General features: G+C 71.9%; 16 protein-coding genes and 1 pseudogene. 14 read left to right on the top strand and 3 right to left on the bottom strand.

Going from position 1 to position 24,457, the window contains the following annotated elements:
* The first annotated feature begins 101 nt into the window (after positions 1-101).
* The 6 genes from OO62_RS09165 (at position 102) to glgB (ending at position 10,947) form a co-directional block, all read left to right on the top strand.
* Entirely contained in the window at positions 102-767 is a 666-nt protein-coding gene (locus OO62_RS09165; protein ID WP_033266774.1) for a response regulator transcription factor, read from the top strand.
* On the top strand, positions 764-2,242 hold the full coding sequence (locus tag OO62_RS09160; RefSeq protein WP_248782274.1) for a sensor histidine kinase: 1,479 nt from the start codon (positions 764-766) through the stop codon (positions 2,240-2,242). Before OO62_RS09165 ends, OO62_RS09160 begins: the two co-directional genes overlap by 4 nt.
* 669 nt (positions 2,243-2,911) lie before the next feature.
* Positions 2,912-4,915: an alpha-1,4-glucan--maltose-1-phosphate maltosyltransferase gene (locus OO62_RS09155; protein WP_033266773.1), complete on the top strand. Its 2,004-nt coding sequence runs from the start codon at positions 2,912-2,914 to the stop codon at positions 4,913-4,915.
* Positions 4,912-6,663, top strand: a complete 1,752-nt coding sequence (treS, locus tag OO62_RS09150; protein ID WP_033266772.1) for a maltose alpha-D-glucosyltransferase — start codon at positions 4,912-4,914, stop codon at positions 6,661-6,663. The genes OO62_RS09155 and treS overlap by 4 nt, the downstream gene beginning before the upstream one ends.
* A gap of 323 nt (positions 6,664-6,986) precedes the next feature.
* Positions 6,987-8,495, top strand: coding sequence for a maltokinase N-terminal cap-like domain-containing protein (locus tag OO62_RS09145; RefSeq protein ID WP_033266771.1), 1,509 nt, complete (start codon positions 6,987-6,989; stop codon positions 8,493-8,495).
* Between the two features lie 259 nt (positions 8,496-8,754).
* Complete coding sequence (gene glgB / locus OO62_RS09140; protein ID WP_033266940.1) at positions 8,755-10,947, top strand: 1,4-alpha-glucan branching enzyme; 2,193 nt, start codon at positions 8,755-8,757, stop codon at positions 10,945-10,947.
* A gap of 31 nt (positions 10,948-10,978) precedes the next feature.
* Here glgB and OO62_RS09135 read toward each other — a convergent pair whose 3' ends face one another.
* Positions 10,979-11,461 (bottom strand): DUF4259 domain-containing protein, encoded by a 483-nt coding sequence (locus OO62_RS09135; RefSeq protein WP_063738989.1) that lies wholly within the window; start codon positions 11,459-11,461, stop codon positions 10,979-10,981.
* Positions 11,462-11,691: 230 nt separating this feature from the next.
* A complete protein-coding gene (locus tag OO62_RS09130; RefSeq protein ID WP_033266770.1) occupies positions 11,692-13,122 on the bottom strand; it encodes a cation:dicarboxylate symporter family transporter in 1,431 nt (476 codons plus the stop codon).
* Between the two features lie 143 nt (positions 13,123-13,265).
* Here OO62_RS09130 and OO62_RS09125 point away from each other — a divergent pair, with 143 nt between their 5' ends.
* The 8 genes from OO62_RS09125 to OO62_RS09090 all read left to right on the top strand — a co-directional run bounded on the left by OO62_RS09125 (position 13,266) and on the right by OO62_RS09090 (position 23,345).
* The gene (locus tag OO62_RS09125; RefSeq protein WP_033266769.1) at positions 13,266-14,930 is read left to right on the top strand and encodes a sensor histidine kinase; all 1,665 of its coding nucleotides are present in this window, start codon (positions 13,266-13,268) and stop codon (positions 14,928-14,930) included.
* Between the two features lie 43 nt (positions 14,931-14,973).
* Positions 14,974-15,654 carry a response regulator gene (locus OO62_RS09120; RefSeq protein WP_033266768.1) on the top strand — a complete coding sequence of 227 codons (681 nt, stop codon included), beginning with the start codon at positions 14,974-14,976 and terminating at the stop codon, positions 15,652-15,654.
* 80 nt (positions 15,655-15,734) lie between these two features.
* The gene (locus OO62_RS09115) at positions 15,735-17,099 is read left to right on the top strand and encodes an extracellular solute-binding protein (protein WP_033266767.1); all 1,365 of its coding nucleotides are present in this window, start codon (positions 15,735-15,737) and stop codon (positions 17,097-17,099) included.
* Positions 17,096-18,013 carry a carbohydrate ABC transporter permease gene (locus OO62_RS09110; RefSeq protein WP_397689659.1) on the top strand — a complete coding sequence of 306 codons (918 nt, stop codon included), beginning with the start codon at positions 17,096-17,098 and terminating at the stop codon, positions 18,011-18,013. The genes OO62_RS09115 and OO62_RS09110 overlap by 4 nt, the downstream gene beginning before the upstream one ends.
* A 2-nt stretch (positions 18,014-18,015) precedes the next feature.
* Entirely contained in the window at positions 18,016-18,882 is an 867-nt protein-coding gene (locus tag OO62_RS09105) for a carbohydrate ABC transporter permease (protein WP_033266766.1), read from the top strand.
* 155 nt (positions 18,883-19,037) lie between these two features.
* Positions 19,038-19,739, top strand: coding sequence for a helix-turn-helix domain-containing protein (locus OO62_RS09100; protein WP_033266937.1), 702 nt, complete (start codon positions 19,038-19,040; stop codon positions 19,737-19,739).
* Positions 19,740-19,937: 198 nt separating this feature from the next.
* Entirely contained in the window at positions 19,938-20,738 is an 801-nt protein-coding gene (locus tag OO62_RS09095) for an ABC transporter ATP-binding protein (RefSeq protein WP_033266765.1), read from the top strand.
* Between the two features lie 39 nt (positions 20,739-20,777).
* Positions 20,778-23,345, top strand: a complete 2,568-nt coding sequence (locus OO62_RS09090; protein ID WP_033266764.1) for an ABC transporter permease — start codon at positions 20,778-20,780, stop codon at positions 23,343-23,345.
* A gap of 97 nt (positions 23,346-23,442) precedes the next feature.
* Here the strand turns inward: OO62_RS09090 and OO62_RS37745 are convergent.
* Positions 23,443-24,321 (bottom strand): annotated as a pseudogene (locus OO62_RS37745) (ATP-dependent 6-phosphofructokinase); the annotation flags it as partial.
* Positions 24,322-24,457: the final 136 nt, after the last annotated feature.

The following is a 24,457-nucleotide window of genomic DNA, read 5'->3' as shown; positions in this document are numbered from 1 at the left end:
GAACGTGCTGATCGTCCCGGGGTAACGTGACCCCGGAGCGGGCGGTGTCCGGAGATCTCCGGACACCGCCTTCGCACGTCACGGGGTGATCAGGGGGAACGATGAGCCGGACCGTCACGGTGCTGCTGGCCGACGACGAGACGCTGCTGCGGGCAGGGGTGCGGGCGGTCCTCACCGCCGGGCCCGGCATCGAGGTCGTCGCGGAGGCCGCCGACGGCCGCGAGGCGGTCGACCTGGCGCTGCGTCACCGGCCCGACGTCTGCCTGCTGGACATCCGCATGCCGCGCCTGGACGGCCTCGGCGCCGCCGCCGAGCTGGCCAGGGTGGCGCCGGGGACCGCCGTGATCATGCTGACGACGTTCTCCGAGGACGCGTACATCGCCGACGCGCTGAGCTCCGGCGCCGCCGGCTTCCTGCTGAAGTCCGGCGATCCCCGGGAGCTGATCGCCGGCGTACGGGCGGTCGCCGAGGGCGGCGCCTGCCTCTCCCCGACCGTCGCCCGGCGCGTCCTGGCCCACCTGGGCGACGGGCAGTTGACCCGCGGCGCGGCCGCCCGCGCCCGGGTCGCCGGACTGACCGGGCGCGAGCGGGAGGTGCTCGGGCTGGTCGGCGCCGGACTGTCGAACGCGGAGATCGCCCGGCGGCTGTTCCTCGTCGAGGGCACCGTCAAGGGCTATGTCAGCGCGATCCTCGCCGGCCTCGGGGTCCGCAACCGCGTCCAGGCGGCGATCCTCGCGTACGAGGCGGGCCTGGTCCCCGCGTCGTGACGCCCCGGATACCCCCGGACCGGCGGCGGCTGCGCGCCGCCCTCGCCGGTCTCGGTCTGTGGCTGGCGCTGTGCGGTGCGCCGGTCCTCGCGCTGGAGGCCGTGCCCGGCTCGCCCGTGGCGGCGACCGCGGCCGCGTTCCCGCTGCTCGCCGTGGCCGTGCTGGTGCGCGGCCGGTGGCCGCTGGTGGCGCTGACGCTGCCGGTCGTACCCAGCCTGGCGATCACCCTGGACCTGTTCACCGTCGCGTACTCCCCCGCGCTGGCCGTCTTCGGCTGTCTGGCGGGCGTCCGGATGCCGCGCGCCCGTCCCGCCTTGTGGTGCTTCGCAGGTCTCGCGGCCGGCGCGCTGCCGCTGACCGCGGTCGTCGGACGGACGGTGTGGCCGTGGTTCTCCTTCCTGCTGACCCTGCTGCTCAACGTGGTGCTGCCGTGGCTGCTGGGCCGCTACCGCCGCCAGTACGCCGAACTGGTCCGCACCGGCTGGCAGCTCGCCGCGCGGATGGAGCGCGAGGCGCGGGCCGTCGCCGAACGCACCCGGCTGCGCGAGCGCACCCGGATCGCCGGCGACATGCACGACTCCCTCGGGCACGACCTGGCCCTGATCGCCCTGCGGGCCGGGGCGCTGGAGCTCGCCCCCGAGCTGTCCGCGGAACGCCGGGCGGCGGCCGGTGAACTGCGCGCGGCGGCCGGGTCGGCGACCGAGCGGCTCGCGGAGATCATCGGCGTACTGCGCACGGACGACGAGGGCGCGCCCCGGCTGCCGCCCGGCGAGAGCGTCCCGCGACTGGTGGAGCGGGCGCGCGCCTCGGGGATGACGGTGACGCTGGAGCAGCCGGACGACGCCGCGGGGGACGGACTTCCGGCCATGACCGGGCACGCCCTGCACCGGGTGGTGCAGGAGTCGCTGACCAACGCCGCCAAGCACGCCCCGGGCGCGGACGTACGGGTGCGGATCACCCGGGAGGCCGAGGAGCTGGCGGTGACCGTGACCCACCCCGCGCGGCCGGCCGGGCCGGCCCCGGCACCGGTCTCCGGCGGCAGCGGCCTGGTGGGGCTGGACGAGCGGGTACGGCTGGCGGGCGGCGCGCTGCGGGCGGGGCCCGCTCCGGACGGCGGTTTCACGGTCTCGGCCCGGCTGCCGGCCTCCGGCGGCACACCGCCCGCCCCGCTCCGCGGCCCGGAAACCACCGCCACCGGACGGGAGTTGGCGCACGCCCGGCAGCAGGTGCGGCGCCGGCTCCGGCAGACGCTGGCCGTCCCGTTCGCGCTGCTGGCGGCCCTGGTCGTGCTGATGGGCCTCTTCCATCTGCTCACCCCGTCCTGGACGGTCCTGGAGCGGCAGAGCTACGACCGGCTGCGGCCGGGCGATGCACGCTCCCGGGTGGAGGCCGTCCTGCCGTTCCTCGCCCTGGACGCCCCTCCGGACGGCACCCCGCCGCCCCCGCCCGGCCGGTCCTGCGTGTACCAGCGTTAGCTGGGGGAGTGCGGTGCCTGGGGGCACCTCCCAGCGGTAGCTGGGGGAGCGTCGCAGGCCCACGGAGATCGGGGAGACACCCCCCAGGCGTGCCCCGCGGGGTGCTTCCGGGCCGTCCCGTCACCCGTACGCCGCCGCCCCTCCGCGCCCGCCCCGCCCCGCGGGTTCACTCCCAACTCACCTGCTGACCAGGGGAGTTCACCGGCCGGACGACATCCGGAGCCTTTCCTACCGCCGCGTTTCCCGATATGGCCGATTCCACCCCCTCAGGCGCTCTTGTACGGACCTCCTCCTGGAGAGAGGCTCGGGGTGCGCCGACGGGCCCCGGCGCGGCACCGGACCTCCGCACACCGCAACTCCGCTGTGATCACAACGAGTTGAGGAGGCGAAAGCCGACCGTGTCAGCGCAGCTCCGCGGCCGCCCGCACAAAGGCGGACGTATGTCGGACGGGTCACGGCGGACCCGAGGTTACGTACCAGTAGTTCACATTCCGCCGGATTTTCGGGGCACGACCCCAGGGAAGGCTCAGCAGGGAGACCCCGGCCGGCCGTGTCATCCGCCAGCCGGGTGAAAGCGGACTGGAGCGCCCCTCCCCGCACCCGCTCCCCCTGCCGTAAAGCGGATACAAAGGACAAAACCCAGCAAAGCATCACAAACCAGGTGAGCTGATGATCGGTCGCATCCCTGTTCTGGACATCCGCCCGCAGATCGATTGCGGCCGCCGCCCGGCGAAGGCCGTGGTGGGCGAGACCTTCGAGGTCTCGGCCACCGTCTTCCGCGAAGGCCATGACGCGGTCGCGGCCAATGTGGTGCTGCGCAATCCCGCCGGCCGCTGCGGTCCGTGGACGCCGATGCAGGAGCGGGCGCCCGGCACCGACCGGTGGAGCTGCGACGTCACCCCGGACGTCGAGGGCCGCTGGACCTTCACCGTCGAGGCGTGGTCCGACCCGCTCGCGACCTGGCGCAAGCACGCCTCGGTCAAGATCCCGGCGGGCATCGACACCGAGCTGGTGCTCGCCGAGGGCGCCGCGCTGCACGAGCGGGCCGCCGCCGACGTCCCCAAGAGCGACGGCCGGGAGTCGGTGCTGGCCGCCCTGGACGCGCTGCGCGATCCGAAGCTGCCCGCCGCCACCCGGCTCGCCGCGGCGCTCTCCCCGCAGGTCATCGAGGCCCTCGCCCGCCATCCGCTGCGTGAGCTGCTGACCGTCTCGCGCCCCATGCCGCTGGTCGTCGAGCGCCGCCGGGCCCTGTTCGGCTCGTGGTACGAACTCTTCCCACGCTCCGAGGGCGCCGTCGTCACCGCACGGGGCACCGCCGTCAGCGGGACCCTGCGCACCGCCGCCGAGCGGCTGCCGGCCGTCGCCGCGATGGGCTTCGACGTGGTCTACCTGCCGCCCGTCCACCCCATCGGCACCGCCTTCCGCAAGGGCCCCAACAACGCCCTGTCGGCCGGGCCGGACGACGTCGGCTCCCCCTGGGCGATCGGTTCGGCGGCCGGCGGCCACGACGCCCTCCACCCCGACCTGGGCACCTTCGAGGACTTCGAGCACTTCGTGCGTACCGCCCGCGACCTGCGGATGGAGGTGGCCCTGGACTTCGCGCTGCAGTGTTCGCCCGACCACCCCTGGGTCACCCTGCACCCGGAGTGGTTCCACCACCGCGCGGACGGCTCGATCGCCTACGCCGAGAACCCGCCGAAGAAGTACCAGGACATCTACCCCATCGCCTTCGACGGCGACTTCCGCGGGCTGGTCCGCGAGACCGAGCGGGTGCTGCGGTTCTGGATGGCCAAGGGCGTACGGATCTTCCGGGTGGACAATCCGCACACCAAACCGGTGGCCTTCTGGGAGAAGGTGCTCGGCGACATCAACCGCACCGATCCCGACGTGCTCTTCCTCGCCGAGGCGTTCACCCGACCGGCCATGCTGCACACCCTCGCCCAGATCGGCTTCCAGCAGTCGTACACGTACTTCACCTGGCGCAACACCAAGCAGGAACTGACCGACTACCTCACCGAGCTGTCCGGCGAGTCGGCCTCCTACCTGCGGCCCAACTTCTTCGTGAACACCCCGGACATCCTGCACGCCTACCTCCAGGAGGGCGGCCGGCCGGCCTTCGAGATCCGTGCCGTGCTGGCCGCCACCCTCTCCCCCACCTGGGGCGTCTACGCCGGCTACGAGCTCTGCGAGTCGACGCCGCTGCGCCCCGGCAGCGAGGAGTACCTCGACTCGGAGAAGTACCAACTCAGGCCGCGCGACTGGGATGCGGCGGCGAAGGAGGGACGCACCCTCGCCCCCCTGATCACCGCCCTCAACCGCATCCGGCGCCGGCACCCTGCCCTGCAGCAGCTGCGCAATCTGCATTTCCACCCTGTCGACAACGACGCGGTGCTCGCCTTCTCCAAGCGGGCGGGACACGGCGAGGGGGCCGACACGGTGCTCACGGTGGTCAACCTCGACCCGCACCACACCCACGAGGCGACGGTGTCGTTGGACATGCCGGAACTCGGCCTCGGCCGGCACGAGTCCTTCCCGGTGCGCGACGAGCTCACCGGCGATACCTACCACTGGGGCAGGGACAACTATGTGCGCCTGGAGCCGGGCAGCTCCCTCGCGCCCGCCCATGTGCTGTCGCTGCGACCGTCCTCACCGATCGGAGGGTCACCCAATTGATCGTCAATGAGCCTGTCCCCGACACATTCGAGGACACCCCGGCGAAGGACCGCGATCCCGACTGGTTCAAACGGGCCGTCTTCTACGAAGTCCTGGTGCGGTCGTTCCAGGACAGCAACGGCGACGGCATCGGGGACCTCAAGGGCATCACGGCCAAGCTCGACTATCTGCAGTGGCTGGGGGTGGACTGCCTCTGGTTGCCGCCGTTCTTCAAATCGCCGCTGCGCGACGGCGGTTACGACGTGGCCGACTACACCGCGGTTCTCCCGGAATTCGGCGATCTGGCGGACTTCGTGGAGTTCGTGGACGCCGCGCACCACCGCGGCATGCGGGTCATCATCGACATGGTGATGAACCACACCAGCGACCAGCACCCGTGGTTCCAGGAGTCCCGCGCCGATCCCGAAGGCCCCTACGGCGACTACTACGTCTGGGCGGACGACGACAAGCAGTACGCCGACGCCCGGATCATCTTCGTCGACACCGAGGCGTCCAACTGGACCTTCGACCCGGTCCGCAAGCAGTACTACTGGCACCGCTTCTTCTCCCACCAGCCGGACCTCAACTACGAGAACCCGGCGGTCCAGGAGGAGATGATCTCCGCCCTGCGGTTCTGGCTCGACCTGGGCATCGACGGCTTCCGGCTGGACGCGGTGCCGTACCTCTACGCCGAGGAGGGCACCAACTGCGAGAACCTGCCCGCCTCGCACGCCTTCCTCAAGCGGGTCCGCGAGGAGGTCGACAAGCACTACCCGGACACCGTCCTGCTGGCCGAGGCCAACCAGTGGCCGGAGGACGTCGTCGACTACTTCGGCGACTACGCGGTCGGCGGCGACGAGTGCCACATGGCGTTCCACTTCCCGGTCATGCCGCGCATCTTCATGGCGGTGCGCCGCGAGTCCCGCTACCCCGTCTCGGAGATCCTCGCCAAGACCCCGGCGATCCCCTCCGGCTGCCAGTGGGGCATCTTCCTGCGCAACCACGACGAGCTGACCCTCGAAATGGTCACGGACGAAGAGCGCGACTACATGTACGCGGAATACGCCAAGGATCCGCGGATGCGCGCCAACATCGGCATCCGCCGCCGGCTGGCCCCGCTGCTCGACAACGACCGCAACCAGATCGAGCTGTTCACGGCCCTGCTGCTGTCGCTGCCCGGCTCGCCGATCCTCTACTACGGCGACGAGATCGGCATGGGCGACAACATCTGGCTCGGCGACCGGGACGCGGTGCGCACCCCGATGCAGTGGACGCCGGACCGCAACGCCGGATTCTCCTCCTGCGACCCGGGGCGGCTCTTCCTGCCGACCATCATGGACCCGGTCTACGGCTACCAGGTCACCAACGTCGAGGCCGCGATGAGCTCGCCCTCGTCGCTGCTGCACTGGACCCGCCGCATGATCGAGATCCGCAAGCAGAACCCGGCCTTCGGCCTCGGCAGCTACACCGAACTGTCGTCCACCAACCCGGCCGTGCTGGCCTTCCTGCGGGAGTCCCCGGGCACCGGCGGCGCGGACGACGACCTGGTGCTGTGCGTGCACAACTTCTCGCGGTTCGCCCAGCCGACGGAGCTGGACCTGCGGTCGTTCAGCGGCCGCCATCCGGTGGAACTCATCGGCGGCGTGCGCTTCCCGGCCATCGGGGAACTGCCGTATCTGCTGACCCTCGCGGGACACGGGTTCTACTGGTTCCGGCTGCGCAAGAACCCGGCGACGACCGGCGGGAACGCCGCGGGGAGAACCACCTGACGCCGGTGCCCTGACCGGGCACGGGCGCCCTGCACACCGCCCGTACGCGGCCCCGTGGCGCGTACGGGCGTTTTTTGACCTTTCGCTCGGGCAGTCTCCCTAGTACCGCACGGGCCGGGTGAGCCATCGTCGGTCCCCCGGCTCCGGAGAGGACCGCCACGCGGCGGAAGCGCACGCCGCGGACACTCCCGAGGCCATGCCCTCCGGGGGGACCCGCACCGCCTCCGTACGGGGGTACTGCCACCGCGCCACCGCACAGTGAAGGCCGCATTCCGGGACACTTTGCCCTACCTGTCGTGTGCCCGGGGAAAGGACGCGACGCCATGTCGGACACCGCCCCGACCCGTGCCACCCGAAACAGCCCTGACCGCCGACCGCTCGTCACCGCACCCGATCTGCTGTCCTCGCTGGTGCCCCTGCTCGCCGAATGGGTGCCACGACAGCGCTGGTTCGCCGGCAAGGGCCGGCTGCTCACCGGCTTCACGCTGCTCTCGGCCACCGAGCTGCTGCCCTGCACCGGCGACGGCACCGCTCCGGGCCTGCTCCAGCTGCTGGTGCGGGCGCAGCAGAGCGCCCCACCGAGCCGTACGCCGGCCGGCGGGGACTGCTACCAGCTCCTGCTGGGGGTGCATCCGGCGCCGTCGCCGCAGCTGGCACCGGCGGTGATCGGCCGTCCGGGCGGCGGTCCGCTGAGCGGCCGTACGGTCTACGACGCGCTGCTGGACAACCGGCTGTGCGGGCTGCTGCTGGAACGGCTCCGGGTCCCGGGACGGCTCGGGGGCCTGCGCTTCTGCCGCGAGGCGGACGTGGACATCCCCTCCGGGCTGCCGGCCCGGCCGATCGCCGTCGAGCAGTCCAACTCCTCGATCGTCTATGGAGATTCGTTCATCCTGAAGGTCTTCCGGCGGATCGAACCGGGCGTCAACCCGGATCTGGAGCTGCCGCGGGCGCTGGCGGACGCCAAGTGCGCGCGGGTGCCGGCGCCCGCCGCGTGGTTCGAGGCGGCGACCGCCGACGAGAGCGGCGAGGCGACGACGCTGGGCGTGCTCCAGCCGTTCCTGGCGGGTTCGGCGGACGGCTGGCAGCTGGCGCTCAACGCGCTGGCGGTGCGCGCCGACTTCACCGGCTCGGCGCGGGCCCTCGGGCACGCCACCGCCGAGGTGCACACCGCGCTCGCCCAGACGCTGCCGACCACCGAGCTGCGCCGTCCCCAGCTGGACGTGATCGCCGCTCAGATGCACGAGCGGCTGGAGGCCACCGCCCGCGCGGTGCCCGTGCTCCAGCCCTACCGCGCGCGGCTGCGCACCGCCTTCGACGAGCTTGCCGCGGTGGGCCACGACGGCCGCAGCTGGGCCGCCCAGCGCATCCACGGTGATCTGCACCTGGGGCAGACGCTGCGCACCGCCGACGAGGGACGCTGGTCGCTGATCGACTTCGAGGGCGAACCGGCCCGCCCGCTGGCCGAGCGGCGGCGGCCGCAGCCGGCGGTGCGGGATGTCGCGGCGATGCTGCGCTCCTTCGACTACGCCGCGCGCAGCGGGCCCGCGGGCGGGGACCCCTGGGCACTGGAGTGGGCGCGGCGCACCCGCGACGCCTTCTGCCTGGGATACGCCGAGGCCGGCGGGCTCGATCCGCGCTCCGCGCCCGAACTGATGCGCGCCTACGAGACCGACAAGGCCGTCTACGAGGTGCTCTACGAGGCCCGGCACCGGCCCGACTGGCTGGCCGTCCCGATGGCCGCCATCCGCCGGCTGGCGGCGGGCGGGGTACCGGCCGTGGGCGTGGACGGGTCCGGCCCGGCGCGCTCCCCCGGCTCCGACGGCCGGGGGTGAGCGGACGGGACCAGCCGCCGCAGCACCGCCACCGACCAACCGCCGCAGAGGACCCCGCCGAGGAGGCCCCGTCGTGACCGCCCGCCCGTCACCCGCCACCCGTTCCGACACCGCACCGCCTGCCACCGGTTCCGACACCGCACCGCCCGCCACCCGTTCCGACACCGCACCGCCCACCGCCCGGGAGGCCACCACCACGAACCCGTCGTCCGCCGCGGCCCCGGCCCCCGGCGCGGGGACGGCGGCCGGTACCCGCGGGGTGCGCGCCGCCGCCCCGCTGTCCGACGAGGACCGCGGCCGGCTGCTCGGCGGTGCGCACCACGACCCGCACGGGCTGCTCGGCGCGCACCCCGTGCGCGGCGGGCTGCTGATCCGGGTGCTGCGGCCGTACGCCCGAACCGTGACCGTCGTCGGCAAGGGCCTGCGCGCCGGGCTGCTGCCGGAGGGTGACGGGCTGTTCGCCGGGGTGCTGCCGCTGCGCACCGTCCCGGAGTACGAGCTGCTGGTCGACTACGGCGACGGGCCGGTGACCGTACGCGACCCCTACCGCTTCCTGCCCGCGCTCGGCGAGCTGGACCTGCACCTGTTCGCCGAGGGGCGGCACGAGCAGCTGTGGCAGGCGCTCGGGGCCCGGACGATGGAGCACCAGGGCGTGACCGGCACCCGCTTCACGGTGTGGGCGCCCAACGCGCAGGGCGTCCGGGTCGTCGGCGCCTTCAACTACTGGGACGGCACCGCGCACCCGATGCGGTCGCTGGGTTCCTCCGGGGTCTGGGAGCTGTTCCTGCCCGGCATCGGCGAGGGCGAGCTGTACAAGTTCGAGATCACCCGGCCGGACGGGTCGAGGACGGTGCGCGCCGACCCGATGGCCCGGCGGACCGAGTGCCCGCCCGCCAACGCCTCGGTCGTGCACGAGTCGCACTACCGCTGGAAGGACGCCGACTGGCTGGCCCGGCGCGGTGAGCGGCCGGTGCACGAGGCGCCGTTCTCGGTGTACGAGGTGCACCTGGCGTCCTGGCGCCCCGGCCTCACCTACCGCCAGCTCGCCGCCCAGCTCCCGGCCTACGTCAAGGACCTGGGCTTCACCCACGTCGAGTTCATGCCGGTCGCCGAGCACCCCTTCGGCGGTTCGTGGGGCTATCAGGTCACCGGGTTCTACGCACCCACCGCCAGGATGGGCACGCCGGACGACTTCAAGTTCCTGATCGACGCGCTGCACCGGGCCGGCATCGGGGTGCTGATGGACTGGGTGCCGGCGCACTTCCCGCGCGACGACTGGGCGCTGGCGGAGTTCGACGGCCGTCCGCTGTACGAGCCGCAGGACCCGGCACGGGCCGCGCACCCGGACTGGGGGACCCTGGAGTTCGACTACGGCCGCACCGAGGTCCGCAACTTCCTGGTCGCCAACGCCGTGTACTGGTGCGAGGAGTTCCACATCGACGGGCTGCGGGTGGACGCCGTCGCCTCGATGCTCTACCTCGACTACTCGCGCGAGGACGGCGGCTGGACGCCGAACGTCCACGGCGGGCGGGAGAACCTCGACGCGGTGGCCTTCCTGCAGGAGATGAACGCGACGGTCTACCGGCGCTGCCCGGGCGTGGTGACCATCGCCGAGGAGTCCACGGCCTGGGACGGCGTCACCCGCGCCACGCACCACGTCGGGCCGGGCGGCTTCGGCGGGCTGGGCTTCGGGCTGAAGTGGAACATGGGCTGGATGCACGACTCGCTCGGCTACGTTTCCAAGGAGCCGGTGCACCGCAAGTACCACCACGGCGAGATGACCTTCTCGATGATCTACGCCTACTCCGAGAACTACGTGCTGCCGATCTCCCACGACGAGGTGGTGCACGGCAAGGGCGCGCTGGTGTCGAAGATGCCCGGCGACTGGTGGCAGCAGCGCGCCAACCACCGGGCCTACCTCGGCTTCATGTGGGCCCACCCGGGCAAGCAACTCCTCTTCATGGGGCAGGAGTTCGCCCAGGGCGCGGAGTGGGCGGAGAGCCACGGCCCGGACTGGTGGCTGCTCGACCCGTCCTACGACGCGGAGCCGGACCACCGCGGTGTACGGGATCTCGTCCGCGACCTCAACCGCCACTACCTCGCCACCCCCGCCCTGTGGGAGCGCGACACCGATCCGGCCGGGTTCCGCTGGATCGACGGCGACGCGAGCGAGGACAACGTCTTCTCCTTCCTGCGCTTCGCGGCCGACGGCTCCCCGCTGCTCTCGGTCACCAACTTCTCCCCGGTGGTACGGCACGCCTACCGGATCGGCGTGCCCGACGGCGTCGCCGCCTGGCGGGAGGTGCTCAACACCGACGAGGCACGCTACGGCGGTGGCGGCGTCGCCAACCCCGACCTCCTCAAGACCGAGGCCACCCCGTGGAACGGCCGCGCCACCTCCATCACGGCAGTGCTCCCCCCGCTGGCCACGATCTGGCTGCGGCCGGCCTGACGACCTCCCCGACGGTCACGGACGGCGGCTGTCACGGGCAGCGGTTCTCCCGCTCGCCATCGGCCGCCGCCGCCCCTGCCCCTCCCGCCCGGCCTCGGACCGACTCCGATGCCGGGCGGAGGGCGGTACGCAGGGCGTCCACCGAGGCGCGCCATTCGGGGCCGCTCGCGGAGTCGTCCCACAGCTCGGCGGCTTCGGAGTCAGCCGCCAGCACCCGGTCCAGAGCGCGGACCGCGAGATCGGCCAGTTCCTGGGACGGCTCGGCTATCGCCTCCGTGGGGCCGTACACCTCATCGACCGGCTGCCCGCCGGGCCGTCCCGCCGCCACCAACGCGGCCGCGACCAGGGCGACTTCACCCTCCGGCGCCTCCAGATAACCGGTCTCCTCGACGGCGGAACAGAGCGCCTCCCGGATCGCGGCGAGCCGCTCGGCCCCGTCCGCCATGTCCTCCAGGTCCCCGACGAAATCCGCCACCGCACCCCTGTCGAACGGGCTCGTCCCCCAAAACCTCATGCCTCCCCCTCGTTCATGGGCCGCGACCGCCCCGCCGACCGCTGATCTGCCGTCAACTGAAGGATCCCAGGCACCACTGACAATCGACCGGCGAGGCGCTGGAGAGGGAGAAGAGCGCAGGTGAGAGGGGGCGGAGGGGGACGGAAAGGGCGGGGGAGCGCGGGGCCGGAACGCCGAAGGGGCGGGTGCCGGCCGGCCCCGCCCCTCCTCCCCTCCTCGCACGGCCCGGTTCAGGCCCTGGCGGACTCCTTCGCCGCCCCGCCGTCGCGCGGTGCGGCGATCGCGCCGGCCACCGGTTCGTCCGTCGCATCACCGTGTGCGGCACCGTGTGCGTCGACGGACAGCGTCTGCTCGTCGAACGGGATCCGGCCGGCGAGCACCTCGGCGGCCCGGGACGTGTCGATCTCCTTGGTCCAGGTGCCGATCAGGACGGTGGCCACCGCGTTGCCGGCGAAGTTGGTCAGGGCGCGGGCCTCGCTCATGAAGCGGTCGATACCGACGATCAGGCCGACGCCGTCGACCAGTTCGGGGCGGTGCGACTGCAGACCGCCGGCGAGCGTGGCCAGGCCGGCGCCGGTGACGCCCGCCGCGCCCTTCGACGCGATGATCATGAAGACCAACAGCGAGATCTGCTGGCCGAGGGGCAGCGGCTTGCCCATCGCCTCGGCCACGAACAGCGAGGACATCGTCAGGTAGATGGCGGTGCCGTCGAGGTTGAAGCTGTAGCCGGTCGGCACGGTGATGCCGACCACCGGCTTGCTGACGCCGAGGTGCTCCATCTTCGCGATGAGCCGGGGCAGCGCCGACTCCGAGGAGGACGTGGACAGGATCAGCAGGAACTCCCGGCCGAGGTACTTCAGCAGCTGGAAGATGTTGACCCCGGCGACCAGCCGGAGCAGCGTGCCGAGCACCACGATCACGAACAGCAGACAGGTGGTGTAGAAGCCGACCATGATGATCGCCAGCGACTTCAGCGCGTCCAGGCCGGTCTCGCCGACCACCGCCGCGATCGCGCCGAAGGCGCCCACCGGCGCCACCCACATGATCATGGCCAGCACCCGGAAGACCAGCTTCTGGAGGTGCCCGACGCCGCGCAGCACCGGCTCGCCCGCCGAGCCCAGCGCCTGAAGGCCGAAGCCGACCAGCAGCGCCACCAGCAGCGTCTGCAGCACCTCACCCTGGGTGAAGGCGGAGACCAGCGTGGTGGGGATCATGCCGAGCAGGAACTCGGACAGCGACTCGCCGCCGCCCGACGTCTGGGCCTGCCCCGCGTGCCGCACGGTCTCGGTCAGGTGGAGGCCGGAGCCCGGGTCCAGCAGGTTGCCGACGACCAGGCCGATGGCCAGCGCGACGGTGGACATCACCATGAAGTAGCCGAGGGCGAGGCCGCCCACCGCGCCGACCTTGGCGGCCTTACGGACCGAGCCGACGCCCAGCACGATGGTGCAGAAGATGACGGGCGAGATCATCATCTTGATCAGGTTCACGAAGCCGGTGCCGAGCGGCTTGAGCTCGACGGCCACGCCGGGGGCCGCGAAGCCCACGATGATGCCGAGCAGCACCGCCACGATGACGGCGATATAGAGGAAATGGGTCCGGTCCCGCTTCCGGGGCGCGCTCTCCTCCGGTACGCCCCCACGCGGCGTTGTCTGTGCAGCCACGGCTGCCTCCTCGGGTCTACGGTTGTGCGCTGATCTGCGGCTCTGCCACACAACAAGTCCCGGCGACTATGCACGCCGCTGTGGCGCTGGTCACCCTTACGTACATTTCGTTCACGTAAAAGTGACCCGGCAGACTGTTCTGTATGCGACTCCCCCGACCCCGCGGGCCCCGGTGGCCCGGCCGGCTGCGCGGCCCGCGCAGCCTCGCCGGCCAGCTCTTCGCGATGCAGGTGGTGCTGGTGGCGGTGGTCGTCGTGGGCTGCGCGGTCTTCGCGTACCTCAGCGCCGGCCGGCAGGCGGCGGAGACCGCCACCCGGCAGGCGACGGCGGTGGCCACCGCCGTCGCCGACTCCCCCGCGGTCGTCGCGGCGGTCCGCGGCAAGGACCCCACGGCCGTGCTCCAGCCGTACACCGAGCGGCTGCGCCGGGACGCGCACGTCGACTTCGTGGTGGTGATGACGCCGGGCGGGATCCGCTGGACCCACCCGGAGCCGTCCGCGATCGGCCGGAAGTACCTCGGGCACATCGGCCCGGCGCTGCACGGCAAGGTCTTCCCGGAGACGCACATGGGGGTGCTCGGCCCGTCCGTGCGCGTCGTCGCCCCGGTCCACGACCCGCGGCAGGGCGGCCGGATCACCGCGCTGGTCAGCGCCGGGATCACCATCGAGACCATCAGCGAGCAGCTGCGCGACCAGGTCCTGGCGCTGGTCGGGGTGGCCGGGGCGGCGCTGGTGCTCGGCGGGGCGGGCACCTACGTCGTCAACGCCCGGCTGCGGCGGCACACGCACGGGATGAACGCCCAGGAACTCAGCCGGATGCACGACTACCACCAGGCCGCGCTGCACGCCGTACGCGAGGGGCTGCTGCTGCTGGACGGGGAGCGCAGGGTCGCCCTGATCAACGACGGCGGGCGGGAGCTGCTGGGGCTGTCCGGCGACGCGGTGGGCCTGCGGGTCACCGAGCTGGGGCTGCCGGAGGCGCTCACCGGGGCGCTGCTGGCGGCCGGCCCGCGCGTCGACGAGCTGCATCTGACCGGCGAGCGGGTGCTGGTCGTCAACTCCGCCCCGGTCTCCGGCGGCGAGCGGCGCGGCAGCGTGGTCACCCTTCGCGACCACACCGAACTCCAGGCACTGTCGGGCGAGTTGGACTCGGTGCGCGGGTTCGCCGAGGCGCTGCGCTCGCAGGCGCACGAGGCCGCCAACCGGCTGCACGCGGTCGTCTCGCTGATCGAGCTGGGGCGGGCCGAGGAGGCCGTGGAGTTCGCCACCGCCGAGCTGGAACTGGCGCAGGCGCTGACCGACCAGGTCGTCGGCGCGGTCGCCGAGCCGGTGCTCGCGGCGCTGCTGCTGGGCAAGGCCGCCCAGGCCAACGAACGCGGCGTCGAGCTGGTCCTGACGCCCGACAGCCGGATCGACGACGGGCTGCTGCCGCCCGGGCTGCCGGCCCGCGACCTGGTGACGGTGCTGGGCAATCTGCTCGACAACGCCATCGAGGCGGCGGCCCCCGGCCCGGAGCACCTCCCCCCGGAGCCGCCCCGGGTGCGGGTCACCGCGCGGGCGGCCGGCGGCGAGCTGCTGCTGCGGGTGGCGGACAACGGCCCGGGGGTGGCCGCGGACGCCGCCGAGGAGATCTTCCGGCGCGGCTGGACCACCAAGCAGTCCACCACCGGCCACGGCCACGGGCTGGGCCTGGCCCTCGTCCAGCAGGCCGTACGGCGCAACGGCGGCACCGTCGCCCTGGACCCGGCGCCGGAGGGCGGCGCACGTTTCACGGTGCGGCTGCCGCTGCGGAGCGAGGCTTCGGCATGAGAGAGTCCCGCCCTGAGTGTCCGGCCGCGAGAGGAGGTGCCCGGTGAGCACCTCCGGCATCCGGGTCCTGGTCGTCGAGGACGACCCGGTGGCCGCCGCCGCGCACGCCCTGTACGTGGGGCGGGTGCCCGGCTTCACCGTGTCCGGCACCGTGCACTCCATGACCGACGCCCGCCGCCACCTCGACCAGCACCCCGTCGACCTGCTGCTGCTCGATCTCTATCTGCCCGACGGGCACGGCCTCCAGCTGGTGCGCACCCTGCGTGCGGCCGGCCACACCGCCGACATCATCGCGGTCACCTCGGCCCGCGACCTGACGATGGTGCGCGAGGGTGTCTCGCTCGGGGTGGTGCAGTACGTGCTGAAGCCGTTCACCTTCGCCACGCTGCGCGACCGGCTCACCCGGTACGCCGAGTTCCGCGCCACCACCGGGGAGGCCAGCGGGCAGGACGAGGTGGACCGGGCGATCGCCGCGCTGCGCGCCCCGCGTCCGGCCGCGCTGCCCAAGGGGCTGACCGCGGCCACCCTGCGGGCGGTGACCGATGTGCTGCGGGCCGCCGGGCACGGGCTGACCGCGGCCGAGGCCGCCGCCGACGTGGGCATCTCCCGGATCACCGCCCGCCGCTACCTCGAACACCTCGTGGAGAGCGGCCGGGCCGCCCGCGCCCCGCAGTACGGCCAGGTCGGCCGCCCCGAACTGCGCTACCGGTGGTCGGGCCATTGACCCGGTGTGATCGGTGACTTACTTTCAGCGGGCAGTACGCCGTGGCTAGTTGACCGTGGTAAGTCGCTGGAGGTCGTGCCGTGCGCCCCACCGCCCCGCTGATCCTGCTCGCCGTCGCCGTCGTGGCCGCCGGTACGCTCACCGCCTGCGGCAGCGGGTCCGGCAGCGACCGGAACACCGTCAAGGTCGCCTTCATCAAGGACACCAACGCCAAGGTCACCGTCCGGGACGACTACATCCGGCTGGTGGCGAAGGAGTTCGAGAAGCACAACCCCGGCAAGAAGGTCCGGCTGATCCCGATCCAGGCGTCGGAGAACGACTACTACACCAAGATCCAGCAGATGATGCGCTCCCCGAGGACGGCGCCGGACCTGGTCTACGAGGACACCTTCCTGGTCAACTCCGACATCAAGGCCGGGCTGTTGCGGCCGCTGGACGCGCACGTGAACACCTGGGCCGACTGGCGGCAGTTCGAACCGGCCGCGAAGGCCGCGGCCCGGGGCCAGGACGGGAAGACGTACGGCGTCCCGGACGGGACGGACACCCGCGGGCTGTGGTTCAACAAGAAGATCTTCCGGAAGGCCGGACTGCCCGCGACGTGGCGGCCGAAGACCTGGGACGAAGTGCTGGACGCGGCCCGGACCGTCAAGCGCAAGGTGCCCGGCGTCATCCCGCTGAACGTCTTCACCGGCAAGGGCGCGGGCGAGGCCGCCGTCATGCAGGGCTTCGAGATGCTGCTGTACGGCACCGGCGACAACCAGCTCTACGACCCGGCGAGCAAGAAGTGGGTCACCGGCACCAAGGGCTTCAAGGACAGCCTGAGCTTCCTCGACACGGTCTACAAGGAGAAGCTCGGGCCCGAGGTCTCCGACGCGCTCAGCCCCAACATCCAGACCAATGTGGCCGCCGAGCTGCTCCCCGAGGAGAAGCTCGCGATCGACCTCGACGGCTCCTGGCTCGGCCAGCAGTGGCAGAAGACGGGCGGCGGCAACCCCTGGCCCGCCTGGTCGACGACGCTCGGCCAGACCCCGTTCCCGACCCAGCACGGCCAGGCGCCGGGCAGGGTCAGCCTGGCCGGCGGCTGGACGTGGTCGGTGCCGCAGAAGTCCCAGCAGCCCGACCTGGCATGGAAGTTGATCCAGACGTTCCAGTCGAAGAAGAACGCCCTGGAGTGGTGCGTACGGGGCGCGCAGATAGCCGTCCGCAAGGACGTGGCGGCCGATCCGCGGTATCTGACATCCGTCCCCGGCATCGGCTTCTTCACCTCGCTGGTCCAGATCAGCCAGTACCGTCCCGCGCTGCCGGACTACCCGAAGGTCGCCGCGGCGATCGGGGAGGCGATGGAGGCGGTGACCGCCGGCGACGCCTCACCGGAGAAGGCGGCGAGGGACTACGACGCGGCGCTGGCGACCGCCGTGGACGGCAAGACGGTCGCCAAGCCGTGACGGCCGGCGCCGTCGACAAGGCCCCGGCGCTCCCCCGGGCACCGCGCCGCACCCCGGTGCGCACGCGTCTGCTGCGCTGGTCCCCGCTCGCCCCGGCCACCGTACTGCTGCTGCTCTTCCTCGCCGGCCCGATCGGCTACTGCGTCTTCATCGCCTTCACCGACTCCCAGCTGACCGGCCAGGAGTCGGCGTCCTTCGTCGGGCTGGCCAACTTCCGCCGCGCCTTCGGGGACCCGGCCTTCCGCAACGCGGTGGTGCTGACCCTGGTCTTCACCGTGGTCTCCTCGATCCTGGGGCAGAACACCCTGGGCCTGGCGCTGGCCGGTCTGATGCGGCGCGCCTCGCGGCCCGTACGGTCGCTGACCGGCGCGATGGTGATCACCGCCTGGGTGCTTCCGGAGATCGTCGCGGGCTTCCTGCTCTACACGTTCTTCGAGCGGCGCGGCACCCTCAACGCGCTGCTGGACTGGCTCCATCTGCCCACCCAGGACTGGCTGTTCACGCTGCCCATCATGGCCGTGTCGTTCGCCAACGTCTGGCGCGGGACCGCGTTCTCGATGCTGATCTACTCCGCGGCGCTCTCCGGGATCCCCCCGGAGGTGACCGAGTCCGCCGAGGTGGACGGCGCGGGCGGGCTGCGGCGGCTGTGGCACATCACGCTGCCGATGATCCGCCGCTCCATCGGCACCAATCTGATGCTCAACACCCTCCAGACGCTCTCCGTGTTCGGGCTGATCTGGGCGATGACGCGCGGCGGCCCGGGCAACCGCAGCCAGACGCTGCCGGTGTTCATGTACGACCAGGCGTTCCTGAAGTCGCTGATCGGCTACGGCACCGCGGTGGCGTTGCTGTTGCTGCTGGTGGGCGCGGTGTTCTCGGTGGTCTATCTGCGTCTGATGCGCGAGGAGGTCTGACCGTGCCGCTGCCCCACCGCCTCCCCCCAGCCGTCCGACGCGCTCCGCGCAGGGGGCGCCGCCGGCGCCTGGCCGCCGATGCCGGGCTGCTGCTCGTCGCGGCGGCGTTCGCGACCCCGCTGGTGTGGCTGGTGCTGTCGTCGCTGGACGCCGAGGCGACGCTGCGGGTGCGGCTGCCGGGGGCGCCGACGCTGACGAACTTCTCGGCGGTGCTGACCGACGAGATCACCTTCACGCCGATGCTCAACAGCCTGCTGATCTGCGGCGGCGCCACCGCGCTGACGGTCGTCTGCGCCGCGCTGGCCGCCTATCCGCTGTCCCGGTTCCGCTCGCGCTTCGCCCGCCCGTACCTGCTGACGATCCTGTTCTCGACCTGTCTGCCGGTCACCGCCGTGATGGTCCCGGTCTACGGGCTGTTCGTGCAGGTCAACCTGATCGACACCCGGTACGGCACCGCGCTGTTCCTGGCCGCCGCCCAGCTTCCGTTCGCCATCTGGCTGATGAAGAACTTCATGGACGGCGTGCCCCGGGCGCTGGAGGAGGCGGCGTGGACGGACGGCGCCTCCTGGTGGCAGACGCTGCTGCGGGTGATCCTTCCGCTGATGGGTCCGGGCCTCGGAGTCGTCGCCATCTACACGTTCATCATGATGTGGGGCAATTTCTTCGTGCCCTTCATGCTGCTGCTCTCCCCGGAGCAACTTCCCGCTTCGGTGAGCATTTTCAATTTCTTCGGCAATTACGGGGCCATCGCCTTCGGTGAACTCGCGGCATTCTCGATCCTGTACTCGACACCGGTCGTCCTGCTCTACGTCCTGATCTCCCGGCGGCTGGGCGGCGGATTCGCACTGGGCGGCGCGGTGAAGGGCTAGTGAACGTCCGTGGGAGCCGTTTTCACCGGTCAGCGGCCTCTTGACGCAAAACCGCCGCACTGTGGCCGAGGAAAACCGGCCGGCTAGTAGCTTCCTACGACTTCCATCCTTGGGTATCCGCACGATAGGTGCGAAGCCACATCGTCACCTACCGTGTGCCGGTGAACACGCAAGCCGGAGAGCCGCGCAGGCCCCCTTTCGACGCCGAGGCCGCCCGCCGCTTGCGGGAGGCCCTCGGAATGACCCCTGCCCATGTCGCGTACGGAATATGGGCGGCCTACGGAATTCGTATCGAGCCGGCGACGGTGGCGTCCTGGGAATTGGGCGAGAGCGCCCCGACGGAGGCCGAACTGACCGCGCTGGCCGGCGCCCTGTGGTGCGCGCCCGGCGACCTGCTGGGCGCACCGGGCACCCTGCGCGAGTACCGCCTGGCACTCGGCCTCGCCGCCGACGCGCTCGCCCTGACCATCGGGATGGACCTGGGCGCGTACGAGCGGCTGGAGGCCGGCGGGAAGTGGAGCGGCAACGACCGGCAGGCCGCGGCGCTCGCCGAGGCGCTGAAGCTGCCGCTGCCCGCGCTGCTGCGCTTCACCGGCCGGGACAGCAAGCTGACCGAGCTGCTGACCAGCGCCGCCACCACCCGCTGGCAGGCGTACGTCCGGCCGGTCGGCAAGCTCGTGCCGCTGCCCAAGGAGCGGATCCAGGAGGTGCTCCAGGAGCTGCACGCCGACTACCAGGCGACCATGACGGCTACGCTCAACTGGGGCGGCGGGGACGGCACCGAGGAGTCCGGCAAGGCGGGGCGGGCCTTTCTCGACACCGTGCTGGCGGAGTTCTGGGCCCGGATCGGCGCGTAGCGCACCCACGGCCCGGGGCGCCTCCGGGCGATCCCGTCGGTCCCAGGTGGGAGCCGGGTCCGTCCAGAGGATGACATCGCGGGCACCGATGGCACTTCCGGCCGGTCCCGCTTTCGGTCCCTGCGGCTGAGGATCGGGCTGACCTGCGCATTCGAGAATGGGGACGTCGATTCTTCCGTTCCCTCTCCAGGAGTCCCCGTGTCCCACGCGGCCGCCTTCCCGGGCTTTCCCGGCTCTTCCACCTCTCCCCGCGCCGCCACCGCCGTCGCCGCCCGCGCAACGGATCTGAGCAAGGTCTACGGCCAGGGGGAGACCCGGGTCGTCGCGCTGGACTCCGTCTCGGTCGAGTTCGGCAAGGCCCGGTTCACCGCGATCATGGGCCCGTCCGGCTCCGGCAAGTCCACGCTGATGCACTGCATGGCGGGGCTGGACTCGATCTCCGGCGGCTCGGCGCGGATCGGCGACACCGAACTCGCCTCGCTCAACGACAAGCAGCTGACCCGGCTGCGCCGGGACAAGATCGGCTTCATCTTCCAGGCGTTCAATCTGCTGCCGACGCTCACCGCGCTGGAGAACATCACGCTGCCGATGGACATCGCGGGCCGCCGGCCCGACCGCGAGTGGCTGGACAGGGTGATCCAGACGGTCGGTCTGTCCGGGCGGCTCAAGCACCGGCCCAGCCAGCTCTCCGGCGGCCAGCAGCAGCGCGTAGCGGTGGCCCGCGCGCTGGCCGCCCAGCCGGAGATCATCTTCGCCGACGAGCCGACCGGCAACCTCGACTCCCGCTCCGGCGCCGAGGTGCTGGGCTTCCTGCGCGAGTCGGTACGCGCCATGGACCAGACGATCGTCATGGTCACCCACGACCCGGTCGCCGCCGCCCACGCGGACCGGGTGGTCTTCCTCGCCGACGGCCGCATCGTCGAGGAGCTGTACGAACCGACCGCCGACGCCGTCCTGGACCGGATGCGGCTGTTCGACGCCAAGCACCGTACGAGCTGACGCCCGCCGCCGACCCCCACCTCAGGACTGACCACCACCATGTTCCGTACCGCGCTGCGCAACGTCCTCGCGCACAAAGCCCGTCTGATGATGACCGCTCTCGCGGTCCTCCTCGGCGTCGCCTTCGTCTCCGGCACCCTCGTCTTCAGCGACACCGTGGGCGAGGCCGTCAAGAAAGCCTCGGCCAAGAGCTTCCGGGACGTGGCCGTCTCCGTGCAGGCGACGTCCGACGGGCCGCCCCAGGAAGAGAACGGCCACCGCACCACCGCCCTCAACGACAAGCTGGCGGACCGGGTCCGCGCGCTGCCCGGCGTGGCCGCTGTCCACGCCAATGTCAGCGGAAGGGCCACCATCGCCGACAAGGACAACCAGCCGATCGGCAACGACTGGCAGAACGTGGCCACCAACTACCAGCCGGGCGCGGGCGGCAAGGACAGCCGTTACCCGCTCGTCCGGGGCCGCGGCCCGGCCTCGGCCGGCGAGATCGTGCTGGACGAGGGCGCGGCCGCGAAGGCCGGCCTGAAGGTCGGTGACAGCGTACGCTTCGCCACCGACGGACCGGCCCTGCACAAGACGCTCGTCGGCATCGTCCACTCCGAGGACCCGCAGGTCACCGCGGGCGGCAGCCTGGCGCTGTTCGACACCGCCACCGCCCAGAAGCTGTTCGTGCACCCCGGCCAGTACGACGAACTGGTGGTGACCGCCAAGCCCGGCACCGACGAGAAGGCGCTGACCGCCGCGGTCGAGAAGCTGCTGCCGAAGGACCGCGCGACGGCGACCAGCGGCAGCAAGCTCGCCGCCGAGCAGGCCAAGATGGTCGAGATGAGCAACCAGGCGCTGAGCAAGACGCTGCTGGTGTTCGCCGGCATCGCCCTGTTCGTCGGCATCTTCATCATCGCCAACACCTTCACCATGCTGATCTCGCAGCGCAGCCGTGAGATCGCCCTGATGCGGGCGATCGGCGCCTCCCGCCGCCAGGTGGTGCGCTCGGTGCTGGCCGAGGCGGGCCTGCTGGGCCTGGTCTCCTCCGTCGTCGGGTTCGCGCTGGGCACCGCCATCGCGGTCACCATGCGCGCGGTGCTCGACGCCAACGGCGCGGGCTTCCCCGACGGCCCGCTGGTGATCACGCCGGCCGCCGTGCTGTCCGCCCTTGCCGTCGGTGTGCTGGTGACCGTGCTGTCCGCCTGGCTGCCGTCCCGCAAGGCCGCGAAGATCGCCCCGGTCGAGGCACTGAACACGGTGGACGCGGCGCCCGCGCTGCGCGGCCTGGTCCTGCGCAACACCATCGGCGCGGTGGTCACCGCCCTCGGCGTCGCGATCATGCTGTATGTCTCCACCCTCAAGACCGCCGAGGAGAGCGGCCTGATGACCGCCATGGCGGGCTCCGCGCTGACCCTGACCGGCGTCATCATCCTCGCTCCGCTGCTGTCGCGACCGCTGGTCAGCCTGGCCGGCAAGGTCACCACCCGGCTCTTCGGCATCAGCGGCAAGCTGGCCAAGGAGAACGCGCTGCGCAACCCGCGCCGGACCGCCGCCACCGCCTCCGCCCTGATGATCGGCCTCACCCTGATCACCGGCATGACGGTCGCCGGCCTGTCGGCGCAGCGGGCCTCGGACGAGATGTCCGCCCAGGGCCTGACCGCCGACTACCAGGTCAGCACGGCCAACTTCCGCGGCCTGGACCCCGAGCTGACGAAGAAGGCCGCGCACCTGCCCGGCGTCTCGGCGGCGGTGCCCCTCCGCTCGGCCGCCTTCGAGACCGACGGCGGCTACGGCTCGCTCACCGGCACCGACCTGGCCGGCATCGGCAAGGTCGCCGACCTCACCTTCCGCAGCGGATCGCTGGCGGCGGTGCACGACGGCGGCATCGCGGTCTCCCGCTCCAAGGCCGAGAAGCTGGGCTGGAAGACCGGCGAGACCCACGAGGTCGGCTTCTTCACCGGCACCGAGAAGAAGGAGAAGGCCCGGATCACGGTCGCCGGCGTCTACGAGGACAACGCCACCGTCGGCGACATGTTCGGCGCCACCGCGCTCGTCGACCCGTATGTGATCAAGCCCCTCAAGGACGAGAAGGTCCTGGTCAAGACCGCGAACGGGACCAGCGACGGGCTGGAGAAGGAGATCCGCAAGGCGCTCGGCGACAGCCCGCTGCTGAAGGTGCAGGACAAGGACGACCTGCGCAAGGAGAACGCGGGCCAGATCGACACCGTCCTGAACATGATGTACGGACTGCTCGGCATGGCCGTGATCATCGCGGTGGTCGGTGTGGTCAACACCCTGGCCATGTCGGTCTTCGAACGCACCCGTGAGATCGGGATGCTGCGCGCGATCGGGCTGGCCCGCACCGGCATCAAGCAGATGGTGCGCCTGGAATCGGTGGTCATCTCGCTGTTCGGCGCGGTGCTCGGCATCGGCGTGGGCATCTTCCTGGCCTGGGCCGGCGGCAAGATGACGGCCACCTCGCTGCCGACGTACGAGATGCTCCTGCCGTGGGACCGGCTCGGCATCTTCCTCGCGATCGCCCTGGTCGTCGGTGTCCTCGCCGCCGCCTGGCCGGCCCGCCGGGCGGCCCGCCTGAACATGCTGGAGGCCATCGGCGCCCAGTGACCGGAGCACACGGCGACGGCGGCGGGCCTTCCCCCTGGGGGGAGGCCCGCCGCCGTCGTTGCTCGCGGGAGGGGCGGGTGTCAGAAGACCGACTCGGGTGCCAGCCGAAGCGGGTGGCGAGCACCCGGTCGTAGGCGGTGGGGGTGCCGCCGCGCTGGACGTGGCCGAGGATGACCGGGCGGGCCTCCTTGCCGAGGCGCTGCTCCAGTTCGTGGGCGAGCGCGTTGCCGATGCCGGAGAACCGCTCGTGGCCGTACTGGTCGATGGCGCCCTTCTTGTAGTCCATGGTGCCGGGAGCCGGGTGGGCGCCCTCGGCGACACAGACCACGGCGAACTTCTTGCCCCGGGCGAACCGCTCCTCGACCATCTTGACCAGGTCGTTCACATCGAAGCCGCGCTCCGGCAGGCAGATGCCGTGCGCGCCGCCGGCCATCCCGGACTCCAGCGCGATCCAGCCCGCGTGCCGGCCCATGACCTCGACGACCATCACGCGCTGGTGCGACTCCGCGGTGGTCTTGAGGCGGTCGATCGCCTCGGTCGCCACGCCGACGGCGGTGTCGAAGCCGAAGGTGCGGTCGGTCGAGGAGATGTCGTTGTCGATGGTCTTGGGGACGCCGACGACCGGCAGCCCGGCGTCCGACAGCATCCGCGCGGCGGTGAGGGTGCCCTCGCCGCCGATCGGGATCAGCACGTCGATGCCGTAGTCCTTGGAGTGGTCCTTGGCGTTCTCGCACGCCTCCTGAAGCCGGGCGCGCTCCAGCCGGGAGGAGCCGAGGATGGTGCCGCCGCGGGCGAGGATGCCGCTGACAGCTTCCAGGTCGAGCTTGCGGAAACGGCCCTCCAGCAGGCCCTTGAAGCCGTCCTCGAAGCCGATGATCTCGTCGCCGTGACCGGTGAGGGCGCGATGGACGACAGACCGGATCACAGCATTCAGGCCGGGGCAGTCGCCGCCTGCGGTGAGGACTCCGATACGCATCGTGCTGTGTCTCCTGTGCTCGCTGTTGGTTCCTGAGCCGATCCGATTGTTTCACGGTCCGACGGGCACCGGCCTCAGAGAGGGACCTCCCCCCTACTGTCCTCACCCGTACTCCGCCGGGGAAACTGGGAGAGCG

It is taken from the genome of Streptomyces lydicus, assembly GCF_000717345.1.
Classification (GTDB): domain Bacteria; phylum Actinomycetota; class Actinomycetes; order Streptomycetales; family Streptomycetaceae; genus Streptomyces; species Streptomyces lydicus.
The sequence above is the reverse complement of the archived record's forward strand: the minus strand, read 5'-3'. Positions and strand labels throughout refer to the sequence as shown.